Genomic DNA, 23,761 nt, shown 5'->3' with positions numbered 1-23,761 from the left:
GCCGACTGCATCGGAGCACGCGGCCACAAGCAGTCATCTGGCCATCGGATACTGCTGCCATTCGAACGTCGGCAATAGCTCAGAAGCCGACGGACAAACTGCCTAGCCGAGCCTGGACTCCGCCATCGCTTGAATCAGCTCGTCGGGATGCGGCAAGAACTGGGACTTGGCCGAGACAACGAGTTTGAATCGGACGTAGAGAGCCAGCATTTTGCGTGGTTGTCAGTGTTCGCTTTGAAGATCGCGACCAGGCGCGTTGCGAGGCCTATGAAGAGCATTTCGTCGAACAGTCGGCGGTGGAATTGAAAGTAGCAAGACGGCCGCTAACCTGTGGTTGCAGCCGTCGGGAGACTCTTTGCTATCCTGCCTGGTCTTCGAAGTGGCGAATCGTCGCGTCGTATGCGCGCATAGCCATTTCTTCCAACGGGAGCTTGCGCTCGACTTCCGAGAGAATCTCAACGCCCCACGGACCATCGAAGCCCGTTGCTTGCACTGCTTTGATAAACCCGTTTACGTCGAGGACACCTTCGCCCGGCAGGCGACGCTTATGACAGGTGTCCATCCACAGCGGCTCGATTGCGTAACGGTCTGCGTCGTCCAGTTCGATGCCCTTGATGAACTCGGGCTTGATCGTGGCGATTTCCTTGAAATCGACATTGCCGCGGCTCAGATGCCATATGTCGAGCAGCAGACCGGCGTTCGCCTTGTTCGCGCCTTCGACAATGGCCTTGCCGGTTTCAATCGTGCCGACGTTGCTGAAAGGCATGATTTCGAGCATGACTTGCGTTCCGCGCTTCTCAGCGTCCTCCGCCAGTTTGCCAAACTCTTCGACCATGAGCGGGACATCTGCGGTGTCCTCGCCGATACCTGGGCCGACCTTCACGATGCGCGCGCGCAGCTCTTCGGCAGCCTTGAGGTAGTAGTACCGCATGCTGTCGGAGGTGCGGCGACGCTCGCCGGTTTGATACCAATCGACCAGAAATTCGAACTCGACGTGCTTGATGCCGTTGGCTTCGAGGATGCGGCGCATTTCCGGGAAGCCAATCTTGTCGGCGGTGGCGTAGATGTCCGAGTGAATCAGGCCGATGCCGTCCCAACCAGCCTTCGCTGCCGCTTCCACTCGGTCCTTGAAGCTGAAAGGGCTGATTTCGGTCGGACCGAAGGGATAGACATCGCCCGAGAGCGTGAAATAAGCGGCGACAAGTTCGACTTTGGACCTGGACATGTGAGACCTCTTGAAAGTGACGACGAGCGATGCGGCGCGTCGCGGGGGAATCGATGCCCTGGACTATCACGGAGAAGTCACAGCAGATAAAGAGCCCCCGGATCGTCTTTCCGTAGAATAAAAGTACACAATCGGGCGAAGCCGAGCGTTGCTTGCCGCTGCGGGGACCGCCGCATCTGGCTTATCGCCCGATTCTTGAACTGTTCGGTGACAATCTCTCCGAAGCGGTCGTCATTTTTCCAGTGAGAGGAAATAACTTTTCGTTCTGTCGCATTTTTCTTTCCGATACCAGGCCTTACTGTGCCTCCACCAGAACATCAAAACCCGGCTCTTCCACGACATGGGCCTATTGGAGACACAGCATGAACTTCCGCAAATCCATCGTTTCTTGTTTTGCTTTCGCGGCCATCGCAAGCGCATTTGGTACGAGCGCCCGTGCGGCCGACCAGCCTCGCGTTGCGCTGCTCATGCCGACGCAGAGCGTTGAATACTGGGCGCTCTATGTGAAGGGCTTCGTGAAGGAAGCCGCCGCCCAAGGCCTCAAGCTCGATGTGAAGGTAAGCAACTACGACCCGAACGAACAAGCCACTCTGGTCGACCAGACACTTGCCCAGAAGCCCGATGTCATCGTCCTTGTCCCGGTGGACTCGAGCGCGATGGTCCCGTCGATTCGCAAGATTGACCAGGCCAAAATTCCGCTGGTCATCTCGAATTCGATGCCCGACCAGAAGTATTCCCGGTACTGGAAGGTCTTCACGGGCCCGAACGACATCAGCAATGGCGAAGTAGCCGCGAAGACGATGATTCAGGGCTTCAAGGAAAAGGGCTATGGCGATAAAGGCAAGGTCATCGTCATTAACGGGCCGATGGGCACGCCGCCGCAGGTTCAGCGCTATCAAGGCTTTGTGGAGGGCCTCAAGAAGAACGCACCTGGAATCGAAGTCGTCGGTTCGCAACCGGCCGACTGGGACGCTGTGAAGGCAGAAGCAGCCGCGTCGGCGCTCTTCACTCAATTCAAGGACGTGAAAGGCGTCTACACGGAGAACGACTCGCAACTTCGCGGTGTCGTGACTGCTGCACAGCGCCTCGGACTCGACCCGTCGAAGCTCGTCATCATTGGCCACGGCTGCGACTCTGGTGCGGTCGAAGCCATTTCCGCCGGAAAGGCATACGCCACGGTCGAGCAGTCCCCGTTTGACGACGGTGCGTACGCTGCACGGGCCGCCAAAGATCTCGCGTCGGGCAAGGCGCCGCAAGCCATTCAGTATCTACCGAATCCTGCTGCAACGAAGACGACGCTGAACGTCTGCTACTCGCAGAAGAAGTAACGCCGTTCTGCACGGTTGACCGTCGCGCAGGCGGCGGAACGTTTTTCGCGACCCTTCGGGGTCGCTTTCGTTTTACGAACGGAGACAACCATGAGACGAGAGATTGGCGTAGCTGTGATTGGCACTGGCTTCATTGGAAAGACGCACGCACTGGCGTATCGTGCCCTCCCAAACGCCTTTCCGAATTTGCCGAGGCCGCGGATGGTGGCAGTGGCCGATGTGAGCGAGACGGATATTTCCTTCCACCGGAAATATCATTTCGCCGCAGCGCATTTTTCTTTTCCAGGCGAACTAATAACCTGTTACTCAACAATACCGAAGCCGCTGACGCGAGTTTCTGATGGAGACGACATGCGTTCCTGCGCACGCAGCGATTCCCTGCGAATTTCTCTCCTCAAAGACCACCAACAGCAGCGTCGCTGATGCCGCAGCGCCTCCTGGCTCGTTCGGAGCCGTGGACAGCGAAATGCCAGCATCGACGCAGGACATCGGTAATCGAGATGTATGCCGTCACCCACACACGACCAGCTACGCGCAGGAGGTGGGCCACTGTGACAGGCATCAGCCCTTGACAGCGGATGACCGAAGAGTCTCCGCGTTTGGAGGAAGACAATGCTGCAAGACGCGAATCCCGGCGCCGAGCCGGTAGCTGCCCAGAGTCTGCTCTGTGCTCGCAATCTCACAAAACATTATGGTGGCGTCAAAGCGCTTACAGGCGTCAGCCTCGAACTGGCGCCGGGCGAGATTCATGCGCTGTGCGGAGAGAACGGCGCGGGCAAGAGCACGTTCATCAAAATTCTCGGTGGCCTCGTTCAGCCTGACGACGGAGAAATCACCGTCGACGGCCACCATCTGAAGCTTGGGAATCGCACTGACCCCCGACTGATCTCCATCGTTCACCAGGAGCTTGCAATCGTTCCGACGCTGTCGGTACTCGACAACATTCTTCTCGGTGGGGCCGACCAGAGCCAAATCTACCGACGCAGTCAGTATCACGACTCTGTCCGCGAGCATCTCGATTCGGTGGGGTTGCCACACGTCAAGCTGGATGCGCCGGCGTCCCGGCTCAGCCTTGCCGAATGCCAACTCGTGGAAATCGCGCGGGGCATGTCGCGGCAGGCGAAGGTGCTGCTCCTCGACGAGCCGACTGCGACCTTGTCGGATGCGGAGATCGTGCGAGTCTTCGACGTCGCGCGCAGGCTGCGTGACCAGGGCACCGCAATGATTTTCGTGAGTCACCGGCTCGATGAGGTCTTTGCGCTGACGGACCGGGTAACGGTTTTCCGCAACGGCCAGCACGTTCTGACGCAACGTACCTCCGACATGACGACTGCTGAAGTGGTCAAGGCAATGATCGGGCGTGAACTTGTGCATAGCAGGGCCAAGCCACCCGAGAGGCGCGCTGATCTCGCGCCTCGACTGTCGGTTTCCAACCTGACGGTTGCAGATAAGGTCGAAGACCTGTCGGTCGATGTGGCGGCAGGCGAGATTCTCGCGGTTGTCGGTCAGCTTGGTTCGGGAGCCGAAGTCCTTGTCGAGGCGCTCGCCGGACTTCGCGGCGACATCTCCAACTCAGTCAAGGTCGACGGACAGGCAATCAAGCTTGACAGCATCCGCAGCTCCCTGAAGGCCGGGATCGCATACGTCGCCGAGGACCGTGCGGATAAGGGCGTGTTTCTGGATGCGCCGATAGCAATCAATATCACGGCCTCTGTAATGGCGAAGTTCAGCAAGGCTGGCATTATGCGGCGCGCCGGCGAGCAGGAAGAGGCCCGACGCCTCGCATCGATGTTCGCTATCGACCCGAAGCGCCTTCCTCATGAAGTGTCGACGCTCAGCGGTGGCAATCAGCAAAAGGTGTCGCTCGCTAAAGCCGTCGCGCTCGCACCTCGGCTGTTGCTGTTGAACGAGCCTACCCGAGGCGTTGACATTGGCGCTCGCGCGGAGATCTATTCGACCCTTCGCAAAATGGCGGATGACGGGTTGGCGATTGTCTTCTACTCGACAGACCTCGAAGAAATTCTCGAACTCGCGGACACCGTTCTCACTGTTTTCCGTGGGCGGATGGTCCGCCATAAACCTCGATTCGAAATCGATGGTGACACGCTGCTCCACGACATCGTCGCGGGCGACAGCGACGCATCTCACGGCCACGTCTCTTTCCGAAATCAACCTGCGGAGGTGGGTAATGCATAAGACCGCTCTGGAACCCATTGCACAGGTGTCGCCAACGGCGTTGCGACGGTGGGCATCTGCATTTTTTGGAACGACGAGCATTCATGCGGCGTCGATCCGAATCGCTACGCTTGTCCTCATCGTCGTCGCAGCAGCCATCGTGCCGCACTTCACGGAGTTCGGGAACGTTCAGTCGCTAATGTACTCGGTTGCAGCAGTCGGCATTGGCGCTATCGGTATGGCGCTCGTCACCCTCAGCGGGAATCTGTTCATGCTTTCGATGGGTGCGACGGCCGCGGTCTCCACCGTCATGTTTGCAGCGCTCATTCATTTGGGTTTGGGTACGACGCTGCTGCTCGTCGTATTGAGCGGCCTGCTGATGGGCATTGTGCAGGGCGGAATCATCGCTCTGGGGAAGGCGAACCCCATCATCACGACGATTGCCACCTCGTCAATCATCATCGGTGCAGGCGTCATCTACACCGGCGGACTGACGGTTATCGGCAAGGGCGATGCCACGTGGCTCGGTCAGGGCAAGCTGTTCGGCTGGCTGCCGACTCAAATCCTGGTGCTGGCCATTTTTGCTGCAATTGCGAGTTTCATCCTCCAGAAGTCGCGCATTGGACGCGAAATCCGATTGCTCGGAATGCGGGCTGAGGTTGCGCGTATTGCCGGACTCCGGACGATGGCCGCGACACTCGTCTGCTACGCGTTCGCTGGCGCAGCAGCGGCACTGGCCGGCTCTCTGATCGCCTCATCGTCGGCCCAAGGCAATCTGACGTACGGCATCGACCTCGACTTCAACGCGATCGCAGCCGTGCTGGTCGGTGGCATTTCGATTCGCGGCGGGCGTGGCCATATTTCGGATGCGGTCACCGGTGCCATCTTCCTCGCGGTCATCGGCAACATCCTCCTGGTCAGCGGCGTGAGCTACGAGTACCAGCTGGTCGCGAAAGGCATCGTGGTTCTCGCAGCGGTGGTATTCGGCGCGTTGCTCGCCCGGCTCGGTCCGGGACGGAAATAACAGGAGACTCGGAAATGCATCAATCTCAACGACTTCTCAATCTGGCGATTCGGATCGTCCTGCTTGTTGGCATGCCGGTTATCTTCGGCCTCAGCGTCAATCACTACTTTTCGCAGGCCAACCTCTACGCGATTTTCCAGGCGTTTGCGTTCCTTGGAATCATCGCACTCGGGCTTTCGGTCACGATGGTTGCTGGCGAATTCGACCTGAGCGTAGCGGCAATCTCGACGGTGGCCGGGCTCATCACTGTGAAATTCGGCGGCGATAGTGCTTTGCTCGGCATTCTGTACGCGGTTGTCTTCGGGGTGGTGGTGGGCGTTGCAAACGCAGCCTTGTTGCCACGGCTCGGCGTTTCCTCGCTGGTGACCACCGTTGGGTCGATGATGTTTCTGACCGGCGTAGGGTACTGGCTCGCAGGGGGGCGCGTCCTGAGCTACGGCAATCTGGACATCAGCGACTTTCTCGACCATAACGTGGCAGGCATTTTCTCGCCTCGAAGCTTCATTACAATCGCCTGTTTCGTCGTGATCTCGTTGTTCCTGCGCTTCACTACGCTCGGTCGCGACATCTACGCTTCAGGTGGCCATCGAAAGGCGGCGATTCAGAGTGGTGCACGGGTCGGCAAAGCACTGACGGTTGGTTTTGTCATCTCCGGTGGGTTGTCGGCGCTGGGTGGGGGTCTGCTCTCGCTTAGCCTCGCGACCGCCTCCGCGACGATGGGCAGCAACATCCTGCTCCAGGCGGCCTCAGCGGCCATCGTCGGCGGTATTGCGCTGGGCGGCGGTATCGGTTCACCACTCGGTGTCGCGATGGGCGTTCTCATTCTCACCATCCTGAATAACGGCCTGGGTTTGTTGAGTGCCACGTCCACACAGATTCTTCTCGTGAATGGGCTGTTGCTGCTCATCGTGGTTTTGCTTGACGGGCGTCTGGGTGCGGTATTGGCCTCGCCGCTAGAACGGTTCGCTCGCAGAAAGGCATCCGCGCCCGTCTGACTTTTGCTCGCATTGGCGCAATCCGACGTGCTCCTGAAGAGCGCGTCAGTATTTCGTCATCTTGAGCCCGGATAGACCATGGCCGCACTGACTGTTGCCTGAAGGAAGAACGTCCCACCTGCGAGTCCCGATGGCATACCGTAATCCACAGCGCGGATGAAGCTAGGTTGCAAAGGTCATCCAGCGCTCCTCAAGTTTGAGGCTCTTCACGCGCTCAATCAGGAACTCGGTGAACACTCGAATTTTCGCGGGCTGATATCGCCGGCTTTGGTAAGCCAGGTTGATGGTCAGCCGTGGCAACTGCCAGTCCCCAAGCACTGGGATAAGACGCCCGGACACGATGTCATCGTGAATGATGTAGAGAGGCTGAACGACGATGCCCAAACCTGCTCGCCCTGCGGCGACGATGACCTGACCTTCGTTTGAGTCCAGAGCGCTCTCAATCGGGATATTGCGTTCTTCCTTTCCTCGACGCAGATGAAGCAGATAGGGGTCGACGGCGAGATTGTAGACAAGCATGTTGTGCTGCTGGAGCTCCTCTGGATTCTCAGGACGTCCGTGGGCCGCGAGATAGGCTGGCGATGCTGCCATCACTCGTCTCGTCTCGGCCAGACGTCGAATCGTGATGCCCGAATCTCCTTCATGCTCTTTCGTACGTATGGCGATATCTATCCCAGCCTCGATGAAGTTCTGGTATTGATTCGCCGCGACAATCTGAACCGAGAGATTGGGGTAGCACGTGACAAACTCAGGAAGCGCCGGCGCAATGTGCATCATCGCGAAAGAAACAGAACTGGTCACCCGGAGCACGCCTCTTGGACTGAGCGCCTCCTCAGAAGCAATCGAGTCAGCTTCGGCCAACTCGGAAATCACAGCCGTGCATCGGCGGTGGTACTCGCGGCCGGCGTCAGTAAGCCACATGCGCCGCGTAGTTCGTTCTATGAGCCTCGCACCGAGACGCTCTTCGAGAGAGCTGAGCGTTCGACTTGCTGCGGCATTTGACATGTCCAGTTGTTCGGCGGCCTTCGACAGGCTACCCAAGTCAGCGGTCAGCACAAATAGCTGCAGTTGCGACCAGCGGTCCATCGTCACCCTCTTCGAGTTCTACTGGAAGAATCAGGTGCGATTCTTCCAATTCGGCGAGGCCAAATATGCCGGAGGCGAGGCGATTGATAAACCGACCGGAAGTCCTCGATTTGTAGAGGAAAATTCTACAATTCGACGCAAAACGGGAGGGCCTGGTGTTCGGTAGTTCGCGCTCTCCCACGCATGCGAACGTATTTTTCCTTCAGGAGGAAATGTCATTTCACTTCTGGGCATTTTATTTACCCAAGCGACCCTTTACCTTTCGTTCTGAGACGCCTGAGCGCACAACGGAGACACGCACGATGCGCAACATCAACGAAGACACCATCACACAAGCCGTCATTGCCTCATTCGCGAACTGCGGGAACCCGAGACTGAGGACGGTGATGACGAGCCTGGTTCAGCATCTCCACGCCTTTGCCCGCGATGTCCACCTTACCGAGGACGAGTGGTTCAAGGCAGTCAAGTTTCTGACGGAAGTCGGTCATATCACTGACGACAAGCGACAGGAGTTCATCCTTCTGTCCGATACGCTGGGGCTCTCGATGCTGGTCACGTCCCAGAACAATCGCAAACCCGCGAACTGCACGGAAGCGACGGTTTTCGGGCCTTTCTACGTCGAGGGCGCTCCGTTCTACAGTAACGGCGACGACATCTCGAACGGAGCCAAAGGCGCGCCTTGCTATGTAAGCGGCCAGGTGCGTGGTGCAGGCGGCGAAGCCGTCGGAAACGCGCAGCTCGATGTTTGGCAATCGGACGAAGACGGCTTCTATGACGTGCAGAACCAGGATGAAGCTGGCAACGTGGTCCATAGCGCGCGAGGCCGATTGAGAACGGACGCCGAAGGATTCTTCAACTTCCGCTCTATTCTGGCTGAGGCGTATCCCATTCCCCATGATGGGCCCGTGGGCCGCATGCTCTCGGCGGTCGGCCGTCATCCGTGGCGTCCCGCGCATCTGCATTTCATGATTGAAGCGCCCGGTTACCAGACACTCATCACTCACGTGTTCCGGGACGGCGACCAGTACCTCGATTCGGACGTTGTATTCGGTGTGCGCTCGTCGCTCATCTCGGAGTGGAAGCGACACGAACCGGGCGTCGCACCCGATGGCCGAGACATCTCTGTCCCGTGGTACTCGCTTGAATATGACTTCGTGCTCAACCCGTCGGAGGTACATGCATGATTCGGCATATCGTCATGTGGCGTGTTCGGGGCGACACGCCGGCCGAGCGTCTGGCCGCTTCCAACCGAGTGAAAACGGGCTTCGAAGGATTGCGGGGCCGGATTCCGGGAATGAGTCACCTTGAAGTCGGACTCGACCATAGCCGGGTCGACTACGCATGCGACGCGGTTCTTGTCACCGAATTCGACTCGCAGGAAGCCTTGGAGGCGTACGCGTCGCATCCGGAACACCTGCGCGTGCGCAACGAGCTCGGGGATCTGCGCACCGCGCGATTCCAGGTTGATTACCTGGCAGACGCTGGTGTGAGCGCCGAGCCTAAAGCGGAGTTTCTTCATGCAAAAGCGTGAGTTTGTATATCAGGCGCGGGCCGGGCGAGTCGTGTTTGGCCCCGGTAGCCTGCAGCACCTTGAGCGGGAAATGCTCGAGTTGAAGTCGGAGCGGGCTCTCATTCTGTGCAGCCCCGAACAGAAGGAAACGGGCGAAGCCGTGGCGACCCGCCTCGGTGCACGTGCCGCAGGAGTATTCGACCGGGCGGTCATGCATGTGCCGCTCGAGTTGGCGAAGGAAGCTCGTGCGCTGGCTCGCGAACTGGACGCAGACTGTGCGATTGCTGTTGGTGGCGGCTCGACGATTGGCCTGGGCAAGGCCATCGCGCTGGCGTCGGGCCTTCCGATTATTGCCGTGCCGACAACGTACGCCGGCAGTGAGATGACACCCATCTACGGCATCACCGACGCCGGCTTGAAGAAGACCGGTACAGACCCGCGGGTTCTACCGAAGATCGTGATTTACGATGCCGACCTGACCATGTCACTCCCGATCGCGCTATCGGTCACCAGTGGGATCAACGCGATCGCCCATGCGGCGGAAGCGTTGTATTCGCGCGATGCAAACCCCGTGACCAGTCTGATGGCGGAAGAAGGCATCGCCGCTTTCGCGCGTGCCTTGCCCGCGATCGTCGCCGACCCGCACGACGTTGAGGCTCGTGCCGACGCTCAATATGGCGCCTGGCTCTGCGGAACGGTGTTAGGCAGCGTTGGCATGGCCCTTCATCACAAGTTGTGTCACACGCTCGGCGGAAGCTTTAATCTTCCTCACGCGCAGACGCACACTATCGTCCTGCCACACGCGCTCGCCTACAACCGGCATGCTGCACCGGAAGCGATGGAACGGATTGCACGTGCGCTGGGTTCGGAGGACGCCGCCATCGGTGTCTATGAACTCGCGAAGCGCTGCGGTGCACCGCTGGCGCTCAAAGACATCGGCATGTCGCCTGAGGATGTATCGAAGGCCGCGGACATTGCCAGCTCAAACCCCTATTGGAATCCGCGTCCGATTCAGCACGACGCGCTTCTCAAGCTTTTGCAGAATGCTTTTGACGGCGTCGCACCCCGTGCGGCCTCGGCCTGACCCACGCACCGAAGCAGGGAGACAACAATGCATTTCACCGTCTATTGCCTCGACCATTCGAACATGGTCGAGCGTCGCCTTGAAATCTATGACGCCCACAAAGCGTACCTGCAGACCGCGCCGGTGAAGACACTGATTTCCGGTCCGCTGACGAAATCGGACGGGCAAACGATGATTGGAAGTTTCTTTCTCTACGAAGCCGATGGCATCGAAGAGATCCGGAAGTTTGTCGATACGGACCCGTTCAACAAGGCAGGAATCTGGGCGTCGGTCGATATCAGGCCATTCATCAAGCGGGTAGACAACCGCTAACACGATTGCTTTATTTTGGGTCAAGGCGCTCCTCGCGGTATGCCAGGAGCGGGAAGCGTTCGTCCTCGAAGAGGGCAAACCGGATGGCGAAGCTCTCAATTTCTGGAGTTCGCACCGAACATAACATCTGAGTGGAGACATCATGCGGACAGGACTGGACGGGAAGATCGTGCTCATCACGGGCGGTGCGCAAGGCATCGGACGGGCCACAGCACTGGGTTTTGCACGCGAAGGCGCGCGGCTTTGCCTCATCGACATCGACATTAGCGCGTTGAACGAAGCCGAGTTGGAACTCAGAGCGCTCGGCGTGAAAGTGTCGATTGCACAGGCGGACCTGTCCACGGCCGAAGGGGTGAAAAGCGGTGTCGATGCAGCCCTGAAGTCATACAACGGCCAGGTCGACGTGCTGGTGAACAACGTCGGCGCCGGTAAGGTCCGCACGTTCGACGAGCTCTCGGACGAGGACTGGGATTTCACGATGAATCTCAACTTCATGAGTTACGTGCGGACATGTCGCTACCTGCTGCCCGTGCTCCGAAACCGTGAGAAGGCGGTCATCATCAACAACGCGTCGGACCTGGCGCGGCAGCCTGAGCCTGTCCCGATTGACTATTCCGCATCGAAGGCCGCGGTGCTTGCCTTAACGAAAGGCCTTGCCCGGGCCGAGGCGCCAAAGATCCGCGTGAACGCCGTTGCACCGGGACCGGTCTGGACGCCGTTCTGGACGAAAGAAGGCGGCTTCGCTGACACGATGGGAAAGTTCCATGGTATGGCGCCCAAGGACGCTGTCGAGCACGAACTGTCATTGCGCCACCTGCCGCTCAACCGACTGGGGCAGCCTGATGAAGTAGCCAATGTGATCGTATTCATGGCTTCAGACCTCGCGTCGTTCGTCACGTCGGCGGTGTGGGGTGTCGATGGTGGCAGTATCCGCAGCCTCATTTGAGCGGGCCGGGTCGCGAACGGATTTCACAGAGACATTGTCCAGAGGACCAGCGCATGTCGGCTTATGACCGCTTCCTCGCTTCTAACGTGTCGCCAAGAGAGCGAGCGTTTCTCGTCGAAGCACTGGAATTGTTGATGCGCGAGCGCTTGAATGGATTACGCATTGCGATAGCTGTGGCCGCAGCGCGCGGCGACCGGCTTCCCGACGTCCAGGACTTTGGCCTCGATGACATCCTGCGTCTTAGCCGACAGCTCTCCGACGGTGCTGGGGCTGGCCCGAACGATCGTTGGTTTGAGGCACAGGCGCCGGTAGAGACAAGAGTAAGTACAGGCCGACGACGGACGTCCTAGGCTTCTGTAAGCAACATTGAACAGTCGGCGCACCTCGATGCGTCGACGAATGACTGGAGACTCAAATGCTACGAATTGCCGTTCTCGGCGCTGGCCGCATCGGAAAAATCCACGCTGCTAATGTCGCAGCAGACCGCCGGGTGAAGCTCGTCGTCGTTGCAGACCCGTACAAAGAGGCCGTCGAGGCGCTCGCCGCTGACCTCGGCTGCGATGCGTCGCTCGATTGCAAGTCAGTGGTTGACCGCGAGGACGTCGATGCCATTATTGTCGGAACACCGACCGACACCCACATTGACCTGACATTGCAAGCGGTCCGGCTGGGTAAGCCCGTGCTCTGCGAGAAGCCCATCGACCTCGATATTGACCGCGCTCTGGCGGCTGTCGAGGAAATCGAGCGCCTCAATGGCCGCGTGATGCTGGCATTCAATCGTCGATTTGACCCCGACGCGATGCGCCTGAAGCAGGCTATCGATGAAGGTGAAGTCGGTGACGTCCGCCAGGTCATCATCACCAGCCGCGATCCAGGGCTTGCACCGCGCGAATATCTTCGGCACAGCGGCGGCATTTTCCGTGACATGACCATCCACGATTTCGACACGGCTCGCTGGCTGCTCGGCGAGGACCCGGTCGAGGTGATGGCGATGGGCAATCGACTGGTCGACCCCGGCCTGGAAGAGCTCCCGGACTATGACAGCGTGATGGTGTTACTTCGTACGGGGTCGGGCAAGCAGTGTCATATAAACGGTTCGCGTCAGGCTGTGTACGGCTTCGACCAACGTCTTGAAGTCTTCGGTTCAAAGGGAATGGTTTTGAATGAAAACCATCGCCCATCCAGCCTGCGCCGTTGGACGAGCGAAAGGACGGAGGCCCGCGAGCCGCTCCTCAATTTCTTCCTTGAGCGACATGCGGACTCTTACAGGGTCGAACTCGACCATTTCCTGATGGCTCTCGGACAGAACGGTCCGATGCCGGCAACGCCCAGGGACGGTATCCGCGCGCTGCGCATCGCGAACGCTGCCATCGAGGCAGCGAATTCGGGCTGCGCGGTGAGAATCTGAACAATCCCCGCCGCATTGCGCGGTCTATGGGTCATGCCGGGTTGACAATGGAAAGCTCACCGCCCTATATGAAGAGTCAAACTCTTCAATAGGGGTGGATATGGCGCAGGTCGACAGCTTTAGTGGCATTGTTATCTTCGTCACGGCGGCACGGTCACGCAGTTTCACGGACGCCGCCGAGCAGCTCGGTCTGACAAAGTCCGCTGTTGGAAAGGCGATTGCGAAGCTGGAGGAGCGCCTGGGCGCTCAACTCTTCCATCGCACTACCCGGAGCATTTCCCTCACAGCCGATGGCGAAGCCTACTTCGCCGCGTGCGCCTCCGCCCTCGACGAAATTTCCACGGCAGAAACCGCGCTCGGGCCGGAACTCCATCGTCCGGTCGGTCGGCTTCGCATCGACATGCCAGCAGCGTTTGGGCGCCGCATACTCGTTCCAATCTTGCTGGACATCGCGCGGAAGCATCCCGACCTGCAGCTCACGATGACGTTTTCGGACCATCTCATCGATCCAATTGAGGAAGGCGTCGACCTTGTAGTCCGCTTCGGAGAACTTCAAAGCTCAAGCGGCCTCGTCGCACGTCGCCTTACCAGGCAAAGGATGGCGATTGCGGCGTCGCCCGAATATCTCGAGCAGCGAGGCACACCTGGCCAGCTTGAAGACGTCGATAGACATTCGTGTATCGTCGGCTATAGACGTGGACAGCCTTTGTCGTGGCGAGTACGCATCGGCGGTGAAGCGAAGCGCTTCTCACCTCCAGGAACTCATCAGATAAGTGATGGCGACTCCATCGTCGAGGCGGCTCTTGCTGGCTTAGGGCTCTGCCAAATGCCGATGTCATTGTTGAGGCCGCACCTGGAGACAGGGGCGCTTCGCTCCGTGCTCGATGACATCTCAAACGAACTCATCGACGTGCATGCTGTCTGGCCGAAGGTGGCGCATTTGCGACCAAAAGTACGGCACGTCGTTGATACGCTCGTGGAGCTTGGTGAGCAAGGCCGATTCGCCTGAGCGTGCTTACCCGCTGCATACGCAAGTGATTTGCAGCGTCTTGGCGAAGCCGGTTGCCGTCTTTCCTGCGCGCAGCAGCTATTTCATTCTCGCCGCTCATTTGCCGCACTGCCCAAGCGGGCCGTCTGCGTGACGCGCGGAGGCGCGAGCCCGAACGCCGAAGGCTCGGCGACGACCGCATACGCAATGGCGACCGCAGCGAGACCGATCAGCCAGTGCATAGCAGCGACGAGTTCGCGCATCTTCGTCATCTCGACTTTCGCTGCAATGTACGAGCCGGCTGCCCATCATACGCATCCTTACCATACAAGCCTGACAATAATCGAAACTGGGATTCCTCTCTGTAAAAGCTGTTTGTGCAAGGGGTTTTGAGCTTGTCCGCCGTTGTCTCGACGTAAGGACTTTCCCGAATTCGAGAACAACCGCGAGAGGACTTTTCGTGAGATCAGCCGCAGTTTTTCGATCTGACGCCGGTCGGCAACCCTAAGCGCCATGCGGAGTGCGGGGCGGTAGGGCGGCTGCAACTTCTGTGACTGACAGAGGGACGCCGTCGAACGACCCCGTACGCAGGCCACACAAAACCCTTGCCGCGATTCACCATTCTGGTATGGTAGCTCGAACGGGTGACCGGACGCGGTGCGCCATTTGTGCGGAGATCCCGTTGGACCGCTCCCGCGGACGTCTAGCGTCGTTGCGCGCCTACCTACGTTCGAATGCAAGTTGCACCGAGCAACACTGGAGACAAGCAATATGAGCCGCATTCCTTTGGCGGAGATGCAGAAGGTGATCACGTCAGCGTTTCTGAACGCCGGTATGAATGAGCAGGACGCACAGACGTGTGCTCGCATCCATACCGAGTCGACCTGTGATGGAGTCAACTCTCATGGCGTCAATCGTGTCGCTCGATTTGTGGACTACGTGAACAAGGGGTGGATCAATCTCGAAGGGAAGCCCTCGCTGGTTAAAAGTCTGAGCGCGATTGAGGTCTACGATGGCAACCGTGGGCCTGGGGTTCTGAACGCACTTTTTGCCACCGACCGTGCGATGGAGATTGCGGAGCAGCAGGGGGTGGGAATCGTCGCGCTGCGGAACACGACGCATTGGATGCGGGGTGGCGCCTACGGTTGGCGAGCGGCGGATCGCGGCTACATCGCGATTAGCTGGACGAACACCGAGTCTTGCATGCCCGCCTGGGGAGGCAAGGATACGCGGGTTGGGAATAACCCCTTCGTGATGGCCGTGCCGCGAGCTAAGGGAAATATTGTCCTCGACATGGCAATGTCCCAGTACTCCTACGGCAAGCTCCAAGTCACCCGACTCAAGGGAAAAGACATGTCTTTCCCGGCGGGTTTCGACAGCCATGGCAACCTCACGGTCAAACCCGGTCCGATCGAGGCTTCGATGCGAATCCTGCCGATGGGGTATTGGAAGGGCTCCGGCTTCGCGATCATCCTCGATGTGCTTGCTGCGGTCCTCTCCGAGGGTTTGGCAACAAACGAAATCGACAAGATTCAAGAGGGTAGCTGCACAGGCTGCTCGCAGATTTTCATTCTGATCGATCCGCGAAAGCTTGGAGGCGAAGCTTTTACGAACCAGGTCGCAGATAGCGTTGCGGACTACGTCAATAGCTCGGAACTGGCTGAGGATAGCCGAGAGGTGCTCTACCCGGGACAAAGCGCCCTCAGGACGCGAAACGAGCAACGCGAAAACGGAATCGTCGTGGATGACACCGTTTGGTCTGAGGTGTTGGCTCTGGCGGCGGCAAAGGTAGGAACGTCCACGGACTCGTGAATACCGATGGCCCGTGGCCCGCACAAATATACTGCGGTGATTCTTTGGTCGTACGCCGCGGTCATTTCTCCTGACGCCCATACCAGTTGATTAATTCGACCACTGCCGCGCCGCTATATCCGTTGTTTTCATCGGAGGAGACAACCATGAAAGCAGATCTCACCCTCGACATGAGTTCGAGCATAAGTATTGAAGAGGAGGATGCCCTTTATAAGAAGGTCATCCTCCGGATTGTACCGTTGTTTTTTATCGGATTTATTCTGTCGTACCTCGATAGAGTAAATATCAGTTTTGCCAAACTTCAGATGGCGGCTGATTTTGGTTTGACCAATGCGTCTTTTGCTGTCGGCGCCAGCGTTTTCTTCTGGGGGTACATGCTGTTCGAAATCCCCAGCAACCTCGTTTTGCAAAAGGTCGGCGCGCGAGCGTGGATCGCACGGATCATGATCACGTGGGGAATCGTGTCCATGTTGATGATATTTTCCAGGAGTGAACCGGTCTTTTATTCGCTTCGCTTCTTGTTGGGCGTCTGCGAGGCTGGATTTGTTCCCGGTGTGATGTATTACACGAATACGTGGCTGCCTTCGAAGCGTCAAAGCGGGATGTATTCACTGTTCCTGATGGCGTTGCCGATCGCAGTTGTGCTTGGTGCACCGATCTCAGGGGCGATTCTTGAATCCATGAACGGCGTGGTGGGAATCAAGGGATGGCAGTGGCTGTTTATCCTTGAAGGTCTGCCTTCGGTTGTTCTCGGCGTGGTCATTCTACTGCTGCTCAGGAATAAACCGAGCGAAGTCAAGTGGCTCACCGACAGTGAAAAGAGAATCATCGAGACCAACGTTGCCCGCGAGGCCGCGCACAAGTCGCATCGCGTTGCGGATGCGTTTAAATCCGGCAAAGTCTATGCGCTGATTGTAGTCATGGTTTTATTCAACACCGGATTTTACGGCTTGACTTTCTGGATGCCGACACTTTTCAGGAACTCCGGCATCGATAACAGCTTTCACGTTGGGCTCTACACCGCCATTCCTTTCGGCGCCGCTGCATTCTGCATGTTTTTCAACGCCAAGAAAGCTGAAAGGTCTGGTCGGATGCGCGTGCATGGAATGGTTCCTGTTTTACTGGCTTCCACCGGTCTTTTTCTGGCAACCCTCTTTCATGATCAGTTCTGGTTCTCACTTGCGATGCTGACGATGGCCGCATCTGGGATTCTTTCCTTGATGCCGATCTACTGGACGTTGCCCGGTCGAGTCCTGTCTGGTTCGGCGGCCGCAGCGGGGCTTGCGCTGATCAATTCCTGTGGTAGTTTGTCCGGCGTATTGGGGTCATTGATCATCGGTTATTCTGGCATTCAGGTGGGTATGTATATCCTTTCAGCCTTCCTATTGCTGTGTGGGATGCTCTTTTATCTGGTTTGTCCGGCTAAGACAGCGTGACCACGCGGCGATAGAGAGTATCTGCCCGTCTCTATCGCCTACTTGAACAATGCGACGTTCGGCCGTTCATTCTCTTTGGTCTCGGATGGCCGGTGTGGGCTGATATCGTCCACCCTGGCCAATTCTTCCGAGCAGAAGTGCGTCGAATGGACTTGCCGCTAGAAAAGTGACGTCGTTGGCGCGCTCGTATACCACGCTCCCAATTTATGCGTCGATGTGCTCCGCTACGCGGATTGCACCGCGGTTGACGCTTTAGAGAGAAATAACGTTTGACGGCGGATTCGCACCGATCTACTTTCCTTTCTGGCAGAAACAACGGAATCATCCGCAGAGGGAAGAGGCCATGAAAACCACTTCGTTGACGTTGTATATCGACGGAAAGTGCCCGCTATGCGTTGTGCGTTTAGATCCCCTTCATGGCGCGGTCCCTGCCTGATGCACCAATTTAATGTCATGACCGACATGCGAAACGCGCCATACATCAAAAGCCGGTTGCTGATCGTCGCGGCGCTCGCGTTGCCCGCGTTCGTTTTCACCATCGGCTGTAAGTCGACGGCGACGCCGTCCGCGACCGCGCCGCGGGAGATCGCCACTGACGACGCTGCGCTTGCCATCAGGGTGCACCGGGCGCTCGTCGCGGAACCGGGGTTGAGAGCGTTGCCGATGAGCGTCGCGACGTATCGGGGCGTTGTGCAGTTGTCGGGATACGTGGATTCGGAGGTACAGATCCAGAAAGCGCTTGCCGTGACGCGCGGCGTGCCGGGGGTGCGATCCGTGAGCAACGATCTGCACCTCAGGCCGCAATGACGCGCCTTCGCCGAAAACAGATGACGAACCAAGTAACGCAGGAGAGGGCGCCAAAACGAGGGCTGTCTCACAAGCGACAGGATCCTGGCGCGAGACAGCAATGCGTGTGCTGCGCGAGGGCGGTTCCGCCAATGGCATAGTGCATCTGCGTTTTGATGACCATTCCCCTGCGCTCCATGACGGTCACCGGTTTCCGGGCCGACCGTGAACGACCCGTAACGGTCCCTCGATATTCCCGAAAGCGGCCATTCCGCTCGGGCGCCCAAGTACCTTGCGTTATCGTTACGATGAGATCCCGTCGTTCGTCGCGTGACGCCGATTCATGCAAACCAAAGCACTTATCCATCTGGCTACAATGCTGCACCTATCGATCGTCTTGATCGCGCCATGCTCGATTTCAGGGATGCGTGGGCGTTCAGCAGCGAACACATAAGCCGTCTACGGGCTGCAAACGTGGCCATTCGCGACATGCACGCCGGCGATCTTTTTGCTCGCCGTGTTTCCGCGGCCCTTCGCCAATATTGTGCTCTATGACAACTAGCCCGCTCAGGACGCCTGTTTGCCTACAACGATGTTGGTTGCACGGTTTGCAGCGACAATATCGGCGTGGGTGGGACTGGGGCCGAGGCTGGCGAAAACCTCCGGCAACCGGTCGCGTATCCTGGGCGCAATCCCAGGAGCCGCCGCAGCCAGCGCCTTGCGCGTGGCATCCGCATCGTAGTCGCAGCAATACGTGGGGGTTGATGGCTGCTGGCGCCAGGATTCCGCGAGCAAGCCGGCATCGACCGGATCGAAGCCCATCTGATTCACAAGCTCCATCACGATTACCTTGGAGCGCAGGTCATCCCCCGCCACAGCGACGGCGAGGCGGCCAGGCGTCTCCTCCGGCTGGCCCAACTCTGCGAGCGTGTAGGCCAGCACGTTGTTGAATGCCTTGATGACAGGGCGCCCGATCTGTCTGGATACCCAGACGCTTTCGGGCATTCCTTCGTCGATTTCTGGAATGTGCGGGTCGCGCATGTCCGGATAGTAGTTGCCAGTGTCGACGACGATCGCGTCAGCCGCTACAGAACCAAACAAATCTGCAGGAAGCGCCTGTATGGCGGGCAGCGGAATCGAAACGATGATGACTTCCGCGCCATCGACCGCGCCGCGAACATCCACGGCTTGCGCGCCGATCTCGTCGGCGAACTCTCGAACACCATCCACGCCACGAGAGTTCGCGACGCGGACTTCATGGCCTGCCGCGCTTAACTTCCGGGCCAGGGAAGCGCCAATGTTTCCTGTTCCGACGATCCCGATTTTCATAGCTGTATCCTCAATGTCGCATCCAGCACCCACTTTAGCTGGCTTATGTGGTAATGGTAAGTACCGACTAAAAAGTAAGTAGCATACCGAGGTGTTTGTGTCTCAAGAGCGTGAATGGAACTGCGAAGATCCCAAAAAGCGGCTTGAATGGGCCGAGGCGACGACAGAGGCCCTCCGGGTTCTGGAGGGCAAGTGGAAGATCGTCATCATTTGCCAGCTGTTTGCCGCAAAAGGCCCGCTGCGATTCTCCGATCTGGAGAAGCTGATTGACGGCATCAACCAGAAAATGCTGATTCAGCAGCTCAAGCAGCTGGAGAAAGACGGCATCCTGCGGCGAACGGTGTATCCACAAGTGCCGCCGAAGGTAGAGTATGAACTTTGCGATATGGGATATGCGCTCGGGCCGTCGATGCAAGCGTTAATCGAGTGGGCCGAGATGAGGCGCAAACGTTCCGCAGGTAACGGCTACTGAGAAACAGGCCGTGTCGGCGCGCCCGCGCGTAGTCCCGCCATCACGAAGTCTATGAGCCAGGCAAGTCGCGGCTGCCACTCGTCATTGAAATCGATCTGCCAGATGCCAGCACTTGCCAGGAAGAAGTCGTCAGTGGTGACGCCAGCCCGGATGGTTCCAGCTTTCTCATTTGCATCTAGCAGCAATTGGGCGGCAGCGACTACAGGGGCATAGCCCGCCTTTCCCGAACAGTCCCGCATGAACGACACCTCTCGCATTGCGTTGGCCAGGCCAGCCTTGGTCATCGCATATTCGGCAAGGCGCTTCATCCACTCCCGCAATGCCTGGTCAGGCGGGCGCGTCTGGAGCAGGTGCTCTGCGAAGTTTGCGACCTGCCACATCTCGTAGCGATAAACCTCCATCACCAATGTCTCCCGCGTCGGGAAATGACGATAAAAAGTCCCTTGCCCGACGCCCGCCTTCCTGGCGATCGTGCTCAGTGGCACATGTGCGGAAACGGTCAATTCCGCCAGTGCAACCGCCAGGATGCGCTCGCGATTTTGTAGCGCGTCAGCGCGTGCAGGGCGATCCGTCTTTTGTGGCTGTGCCATTTGTCCCCCCGAAGTATTTTGCCAAACGGACAATTGTCCGGTACCCTACGCCTTAGCGGACACCTGTCCGTTTGACATTGTATCGATTTATCACTCTGGAGAAACACATGAAGGCTTCGGGCAATACAATCCTCATCACAGGATCGACTTCGGGCATAGGGCTCGGTCTGGCGGTGCGTTTTCATGAGGCGGGCAACAAGGTTATCGTCGCAGGCCGACGCAAGGCGCTGCTTGAGCAGATCACCACCGATCACCCGGGTATCGAGGCCATCGAACTCGACGTGGCCGACGCCAAGTCCATCGTCCAGGCGAGCGAACTGGCAGCCGCGCGTTACCCCGACTTGAATGTCGTCATCAACAATGCCGGCATCATGTTGAGCGAAAATGTTCTGGAGCCGGACTCGCTGAGGCGTGCGGAAGAGTCGATCGCGATCAATCTTCTGGGCACCATTCGCATGACCTATGCGTTCTTGCCGCAACTTGTCCGGAAAAACGATGGCGTCATCATTAATGTCAGTTCGTCATTGGCGTTTGTTCCGTTCCCTATCGCCATGACCTACAGCGCCACCAAGGCGGCCGTTCATGCGTTTACCGAAGGCTTGCGCGTCCAACTCGCCAGCACTCCCGTGCGCGTGATCGAGTTGGCGCCTCCTGGCGTGCGCACCACGTTGTTCGGTCAGGAAAGTGACGAACAGGCCATGCCCCTGGAAGACTTCCTTGACGAGACGCTCGCCCTTTTGCATGCAGAGCCCACGCCGAAGGAAATCATCGTAGAACGCGCCAAATTTTTCCGCACTGCCCAGGCTACCGGCAACTACGACAACTCCCTTGAGATGCTTTCCGCATGGAAGGCCTCGGATTGAGAGCGTCGTCAATGTCGATCGAATGCATTGTCGGCGTTTCTCTCACATGATGCTCTTCGCGTCGACTACCCAATGCGCCGACAAAGACGAGAAGAAGGCCCCTGATCGCGGGCCTTCCATGTTTGCGCAACTGTTCTTGCTAGTTATCCTTATTGAAGCGTTAAGTCATGTGCAAGTGTAGTTAGTCGTGGAAGTTATATCGCCGCTGCCATTGTAATGCGGTGCCTTGGGATAAAGGCAGACAGGCAGACTGCGTGAAGCAGTTGCGCTCGTTCGGAAAGTGTAAGTCAGTTGCGTGGGCGCCTCGCCCTGTTCTACCCACTTGATAATTGCACCCGGCCAATCGATCTGCGTGACGTCTTGCCCTGCGCCATGCGTGTTCGAAGGTACCAGGAAAAGCCTGGTATTAGTCGTCGGATCGGACAATCCCATCGTTCGAGCGATTGCAGTCGTCCTCGCGTCATTTCTCGCGTGCTCGTTTGGCGACAGCAGGTTATCGCCAATGTCGTGCCATGAGATCAGCTTCTTCCCGGAAGCAACGAACTGTGCGATCGATTGCACGTCGTTGTCGATGCCGATTTGCTTCAGGCCCAGGCCGATAATGCCGTAATCGGTGTCGGGGTTAAAGGTTGCCTGCCTCGCGGGTGTGAGCCACGACTGATCGCCTGTCGCCAGGAACGCATAGACACCACCAAGCGACCCGAAGGCCCCTCCAAACGCTGAGTAGTCTGACCAGTTGAATCCGCTATAGATGACGGTACCGTCGGAGAGCGCCATTGGCGACGAATACTTCTGCAACGTGGTCACCTGTGTCGAAGACAGGCAGAGGGCGGGATTCGGGTTGGCAGTAGACAACCCACATTGCAGTAGCGCCGGACTGAAGTGGCAAGCTGCTGCATTCGTCAGATAGCCGTCGGCAAGCCCGTCTGAAGAGTCGCATGCTGCTACCGCAGCCTGATAGGAAGCTGTGTATTGGGCGTTTGTCAGCGCCGCAGCGGTACCAGCCGTCCCACCGATCTGAAGCCATTTCGCTGTTTGTCCGGCCATGTCTTCGGTTTCGCATCCCGCCACGATACCGTCAAATTGATCCGGCCACCGTTGCGCCGCAATATAGCCTTCGCGGCCACCGTTTGAGCACCCGTTAAAGTACGACTTCGTTGGCGCTTTTCCGTAGAACGCGTTAATCACGGCTTTCGCGAACGATGTTGTTGTCCCGATCGACAGATATGCGTAGTCGGTGATCGAGGCCTGAGCCTGTGTTGTTCCAGTCAGCCAAACGGCCGGTGCGGCCTCGGCCGCCACTGCAGCCCGATTTCCACCATTCGAAGCAGCGTAGACGGCACCGTACTTTGTGATGGTTGGATTAATCGCGGTAATGGTATTGGACGTGTCAAACGTGTACGCGGTGTAGATCGTTCCGTCGAAACCGCCACCGCCATTCTGAAAATACCTCCCCGACCAGTTGTCGGGCACGTCAACCTCAATGTCGAGGAATGGCGCTCTCGTACCAGAAACCTTGCAAATCCCTGCAGTGCTAACGCCTGAGATCGGCCCCACCCGACTGGTTGCAGTCACCGTTACGCCGGCAATCATTTGTCCTCTCAGAGACTCGCACTTAGTGGTCAATTCGGCAACGGTGGCTCCGCCCGATCCAGCAGGTGGCGGCGTTGTCGCTTGTATGGAGCTGCCGCTACCGCCGCAGCCGCTCAAGTGAAATAGAACGATGGTGGTTCCGATCGCAAGGGCAATGCCCTTCAGCTGGTTACCTATCGTTTGCGGTCGCATATCTGTCTCCGTCTAGTTGTGATTCGAAGCATGGCTGCGCTGTCGTTCGCTATTACCATAGCCACCTAGTTAGGCGTCCTATCTATAAACCAGCTGTTTATTCCTTCTTTAGGTGAACATTATTCAGATCCGCAGTTCGACGACTCACGCCAACACCGATGAACAATAGAAGGGGGTGGTGCGACCTTTCGAGAAAGGCGGCCAGACGACGGTGCTGGACCGGCGAGCCTCCACGCAATTCGCGTTGGGAAGTCCATGGTCGCTGCGCTGCGAGAAATTGTCAATAGCAAATGAGTTCGCTATTGACTAACTCAGGGTTAACTCCGTCGATTGAGGAAGATGGGTCGACGGGATGCCGTCGGAGTTGGAGCGTTAGGAAGGGATGGTTAAGTAGGCGGTGACCGGCACTCAAGATTGGATTGGGCCAGCCGCACGATCAGGAAAAAGTAGCGGGCTCTGATTGTCGAGGTGGGTAGCAGACCAGGTCGCTGGCCTCAGGGCGACCTTTCCCCTGAAAAGGGAACACGAACCATTGGCATTCGGTAATTCGACCAACGAGCGCGGGTAAAACTTTGCGAAGCGCTGGTTGAGGGGCGGGACGCGTCAT

General features: G+C 58.0%; 22 protein-coding genes and 1 pseudogene. 17 read left to right on the top strand and 6 right to left on the bottom strand.

Annotated features, from left to right (window positions below):
• Positions 1–358 precede the first annotated feature (358 nt).
• Complete coding sequence (locus tag CUJ90_RS31550) at positions 359–1,120, bottom strand: sugar phosphate isomerase/epimerase family protein (RefSeq protein ID WP_244220084.1); 762 nt, start codon at positions 1,118–1,120, stop codon at positions 359–361.
• A 467-nt stretch (positions 1,121–1,587) separates the two neighbouring features.
• On the opposite strand from CUJ90_RS31550, the gene CUJ90_RS31545 reads away from it, so the two are divergent.
• The 5 genes from CUJ90_RS31545 to CUJ90_RS31525 all read left to right on the top strand — a co-directional run bounded on the left by CUJ90_RS31545 (position 1,588) and on the right by CUJ90_RS31525 (position 6,747).
• Entirely contained in the window at positions 1,588–2,553 is a 966-nt protein-coding gene (locus CUJ90_RS31545) for a sugar ABC transporter substrate-binding protein (protein WP_114164586.1), read from the top strand.
• Between the two features lie 90 nt (positions 2,554–2,643).
• The gene (locus CUJ90_RS33540) at positions 2,644–2,976 is read left to right on the top strand and encodes a hypothetical protein (RefSeq protein WP_244220083.1); all 333 of its coding nucleotides are present in this window, start codon (positions 2,644–2,646) and stop codon (positions 2,974–2,976) included.
• 189 nt (positions 2,977–3,165) lie between these two features.
• Entirely contained in the window at positions 3,166–4,749 is a 1,584-nt protein-coding gene (locus tag CUJ90_RS31535; protein ID WP_114164585.1) for a sugar ABC transporter ATP-binding protein, read from the top strand.
• The gene (locus CUJ90_RS31530; RefSeq protein ID WP_114164584.1) at positions 4,742–5,752 is read left to right on the top strand and encodes an ABC transporter permease; all 1,011 of its coding nucleotides are present in this window, start codon (positions 4,742–4,744) and stop codon (positions 5,750–5,752) included. The genes CUJ90_RS31535 and CUJ90_RS31530 overlap by 8 nt, the downstream gene beginning before the upstream one ends.
• 14 nt (positions 5,753–5,766) lie before the next feature.
• On the top strand, positions 5,767–6,747 hold the full coding sequence (locus CUJ90_RS31525) for an ABC transporter permease (RefSeq protein WP_114164583.1): 981 nt from the start codon (positions 5,767–5,769) through the stop codon (positions 6,745–6,747).
• Between the two features lie 162 nt (positions 6,748–6,909).
• On the opposite strand, the gene CUJ90_RS31520 is transcribed toward CUJ90_RS31525, so the two are convergent.
• Positions 6,910–7,833 carry a LysR family transcriptional regulator gene (locus tag CUJ90_RS31520; RefSeq protein WP_114164582.1) on the bottom strand — a complete coding sequence of 308 codons (924 nt, stop codon included), beginning with the start codon at positions 7,831–7,833 and terminating at the stop codon, positions 6,910–6,912.
• Positions 7,834–8,135: 302 nt separating this feature from the next.
• Between CUJ90_RS31520 and CUJ90_RS31515 the strand changes: the two genes are divergently transcribed.
• The 7 genes from CUJ90_RS31515 to CUJ90_RS31485 all read left to right on the top strand — a co-directional run bounded on the left by CUJ90_RS31515 (position 8,136) and on the right by CUJ90_RS31485 (position 14,102).
• Positions 8,136–9,017 carry an intradiol ring-cleavage dioxygenase gene (locus CUJ90_RS31515; protein WP_114164581.1) on the top strand — a complete coding sequence of 294 codons (882 nt, stop codon included), beginning with the start codon at positions 8,136–8,138 and terminating at the stop codon, positions 9,015–9,017.
• Entirely contained in the window at positions 9,014–9,364 is a 351-nt protein-coding gene (locus CUJ90_RS31510; protein ID WP_073430258.1) for a Dabb family protein, read from the top strand. Before CUJ90_RS31515 ends, CUJ90_RS31510 begins: the two co-directional genes overlap by 4 nt.
• The gene (locus tag CUJ90_RS31505; RefSeq protein ID WP_114164580.1) at positions 9,351–10,427 is read left to right on the top strand and encodes a maleylacetate reductase; all 1,077 of its coding nucleotides are present in this window, start codon (positions 9,351–9,353) and stop codon (positions 10,425–10,427) included. Before CUJ90_RS31510 ends, CUJ90_RS31505 begins: the two co-directional genes overlap by 14 nt.
• A gap of 27 nt (positions 10,428–10,454) precedes the next feature.
• The gene (locus tag CUJ90_RS31500) at positions 10,455–10,739 is read left to right on the top strand and encodes a YciI family protein (RefSeq protein ID WP_114164579.1); all 285 of its coding nucleotides are present in this window, start codon (positions 10,455–10,457) and stop codon (positions 10,737–10,739) included.
• A 142-nt stretch (positions 10,740–10,881) separates the two neighbouring features.
• Positions 10,882–11,685 (top strand): SDR family NAD(P)-dependent oxidoreductase, encoded by an 804-nt coding sequence (locus CUJ90_RS31495; protein WP_114164578.1) that lies wholly within the window; start codon positions 10,882–10,884, stop codon positions 11,683–11,685.
• A gap of 415 nt (positions 11,686–12,100) precedes the next feature.
• Entirely contained in the window at positions 12,101–13,093 is a 993-nt protein-coding gene (iolG, locus tag CUJ90_RS31490) for an inositol 2-dehydrogenase (RefSeq protein ID WP_114164577.1), read from the top strand.
• Between the two features lie 100 nt (positions 13,094–13,193).
• Positions 13,194–14,102 (top strand): LysR family transcriptional regulator, encoded by a 909-nt coding sequence (locus tag CUJ90_RS31485; protein WP_114164576.1) that lies wholly within the window; start codon positions 13,194–13,196, stop codon positions 14,100–14,102.
• Positions 14,103–14,239: 137 nt separating this feature from the next.
• On the opposite strand, the pseudogene CUJ90_RS31480 reads toward CUJ90_RS31485, so the two are convergent.
• A pseudogene (locus CUJ90_RS31480) lies at positions 14,240–14,386 on the bottom strand (NAD(P)(+) transhydrogenase (Re/Si-specific) subunit beta); the annotation flags it as partial.
• 466 nt (positions 14,387–14,852) lie between these two features.
• Here CUJ90_RS31480 and yiaK point away from each other — a divergent pair.
• The 3 genes from yiaK to CUJ90_RS31465 all read left to right on the top strand — a co-directional run bounded on the left by yiaK (position 14,853) and on the right by CUJ90_RS31465 (position 18,136).
• On the top strand, positions 14,853–15,893 hold the full coding sequence (gene yiaK, locus CUJ90_RS31475) for a 3-dehydro-L-gulonate 2-dehydrogenase (protein WP_114164575.1): 1,041 nt from the start codon (positions 14,853–14,855) through the stop codon (positions 15,891–15,893).
• 146 nt (positions 15,894–16,039) lie between these two features.
• Positions 16,040–17,329: an MFS transporter gene (locus CUJ90_RS31470; RefSeq protein WP_114164574.1), complete on the top strand. Its 1,290-nt coding sequence runs from the start codon at positions 16,040–16,042 to the stop codon at positions 17,327–17,329.
• Positions 17,330–17,791: 462 nt separating this feature from the next.
• Positions 17,792–18,136, top strand: a complete 345-nt coding sequence (locus CUJ90_RS31465; protein WP_073430308.1) for a BON domain-containing protein — start codon at positions 17,792–17,794, stop codon at positions 18,134–18,136.
• A gap of 546 nt (positions 18,137–18,682) precedes the next feature.
• Here the strand turns inward: CUJ90_RS31465 and CUJ90_RS31460 are convergent.
• Complete coding sequence (locus tag CUJ90_RS31460; RefSeq protein WP_073430267.1) at positions 18,683–19,444, bottom strand: NADPH-dependent F420 reductase; 762 nt, start codon at positions 19,442–19,444, stop codon at positions 18,683–18,685.
• Positions 19,445–19,541: 97 nt separating this feature from the next.
• Between CUJ90_RS31460 and CUJ90_RS31455 the strand changes: the two genes are divergently transcribed.
• Positions 19,542–19,916 carry a winged helix-turn-helix transcriptional regulator gene (locus CUJ90_RS31455; RefSeq protein ID WP_073430268.1) on the top strand — a complete coding sequence of 125 codons (375 nt, stop codon included), beginning with the start codon at positions 19,542–19,544 and terminating at the stop codon, positions 19,914–19,916.
• On the opposite strand, the gene CUJ90_RS31450 is transcribed toward CUJ90_RS31455, so the two are convergent.
• Positions 19,910–20,506, bottom strand: a complete 597-nt coding sequence (locus CUJ90_RS31450; protein ID WP_073430269.1) for a TetR/AcrR family transcriptional regulator — start codon at positions 20,504–20,506, stop codon at positions 19,910–19,912. The genes CUJ90_RS31455 and CUJ90_RS31450 overlap by 7 nt on opposite strands.
• A gap of 107 nt (positions 20,507–20,613) precedes the next feature.
• Here CUJ90_RS31450 and CUJ90_RS31445 point away from each other — a divergent pair, with 107 nt between their 5' ends.
• Positions 20,614–21,369, top strand: a complete 756-nt coding sequence (locus CUJ90_RS31445; RefSeq protein ID WP_073430270.1) for an SDR family oxidoreductase — start codon at positions 20,614–20,616, stop codon at positions 21,367–21,369.
• Between the two features lie 165 nt (positions 21,370–21,534).
• Here CUJ90_RS31445 and CUJ90_RS31440 read toward each other — a convergent pair whose 3' ends face one another.
• Positions 21,535–23,154, bottom strand: coding sequence for a tannase/feruloyl esterase family alpha/beta hydrolase (locus tag CUJ90_RS31440; protein WP_083085662.1), 1,620 nt, complete (start codon positions 23,152–23,154; stop codon positions 21,535–21,537).
• Positions 23,155–23,761 lie beyond the last annotated feature (607 nt).

The organism is Paraburkholderia terricola, from assembly GCF_003330825.1.
GTDB lineage: Bacteria > Pseudomonadota > Gammaproteobacteria > Burkholderiales > Burkholderiaceae > Paraburkholderia > Paraburkholderia terricola.
Note: the sequence above shows the minus strand (reverse complement) of the source record. Positions and strands in the feature narration are given on the sequence as shown.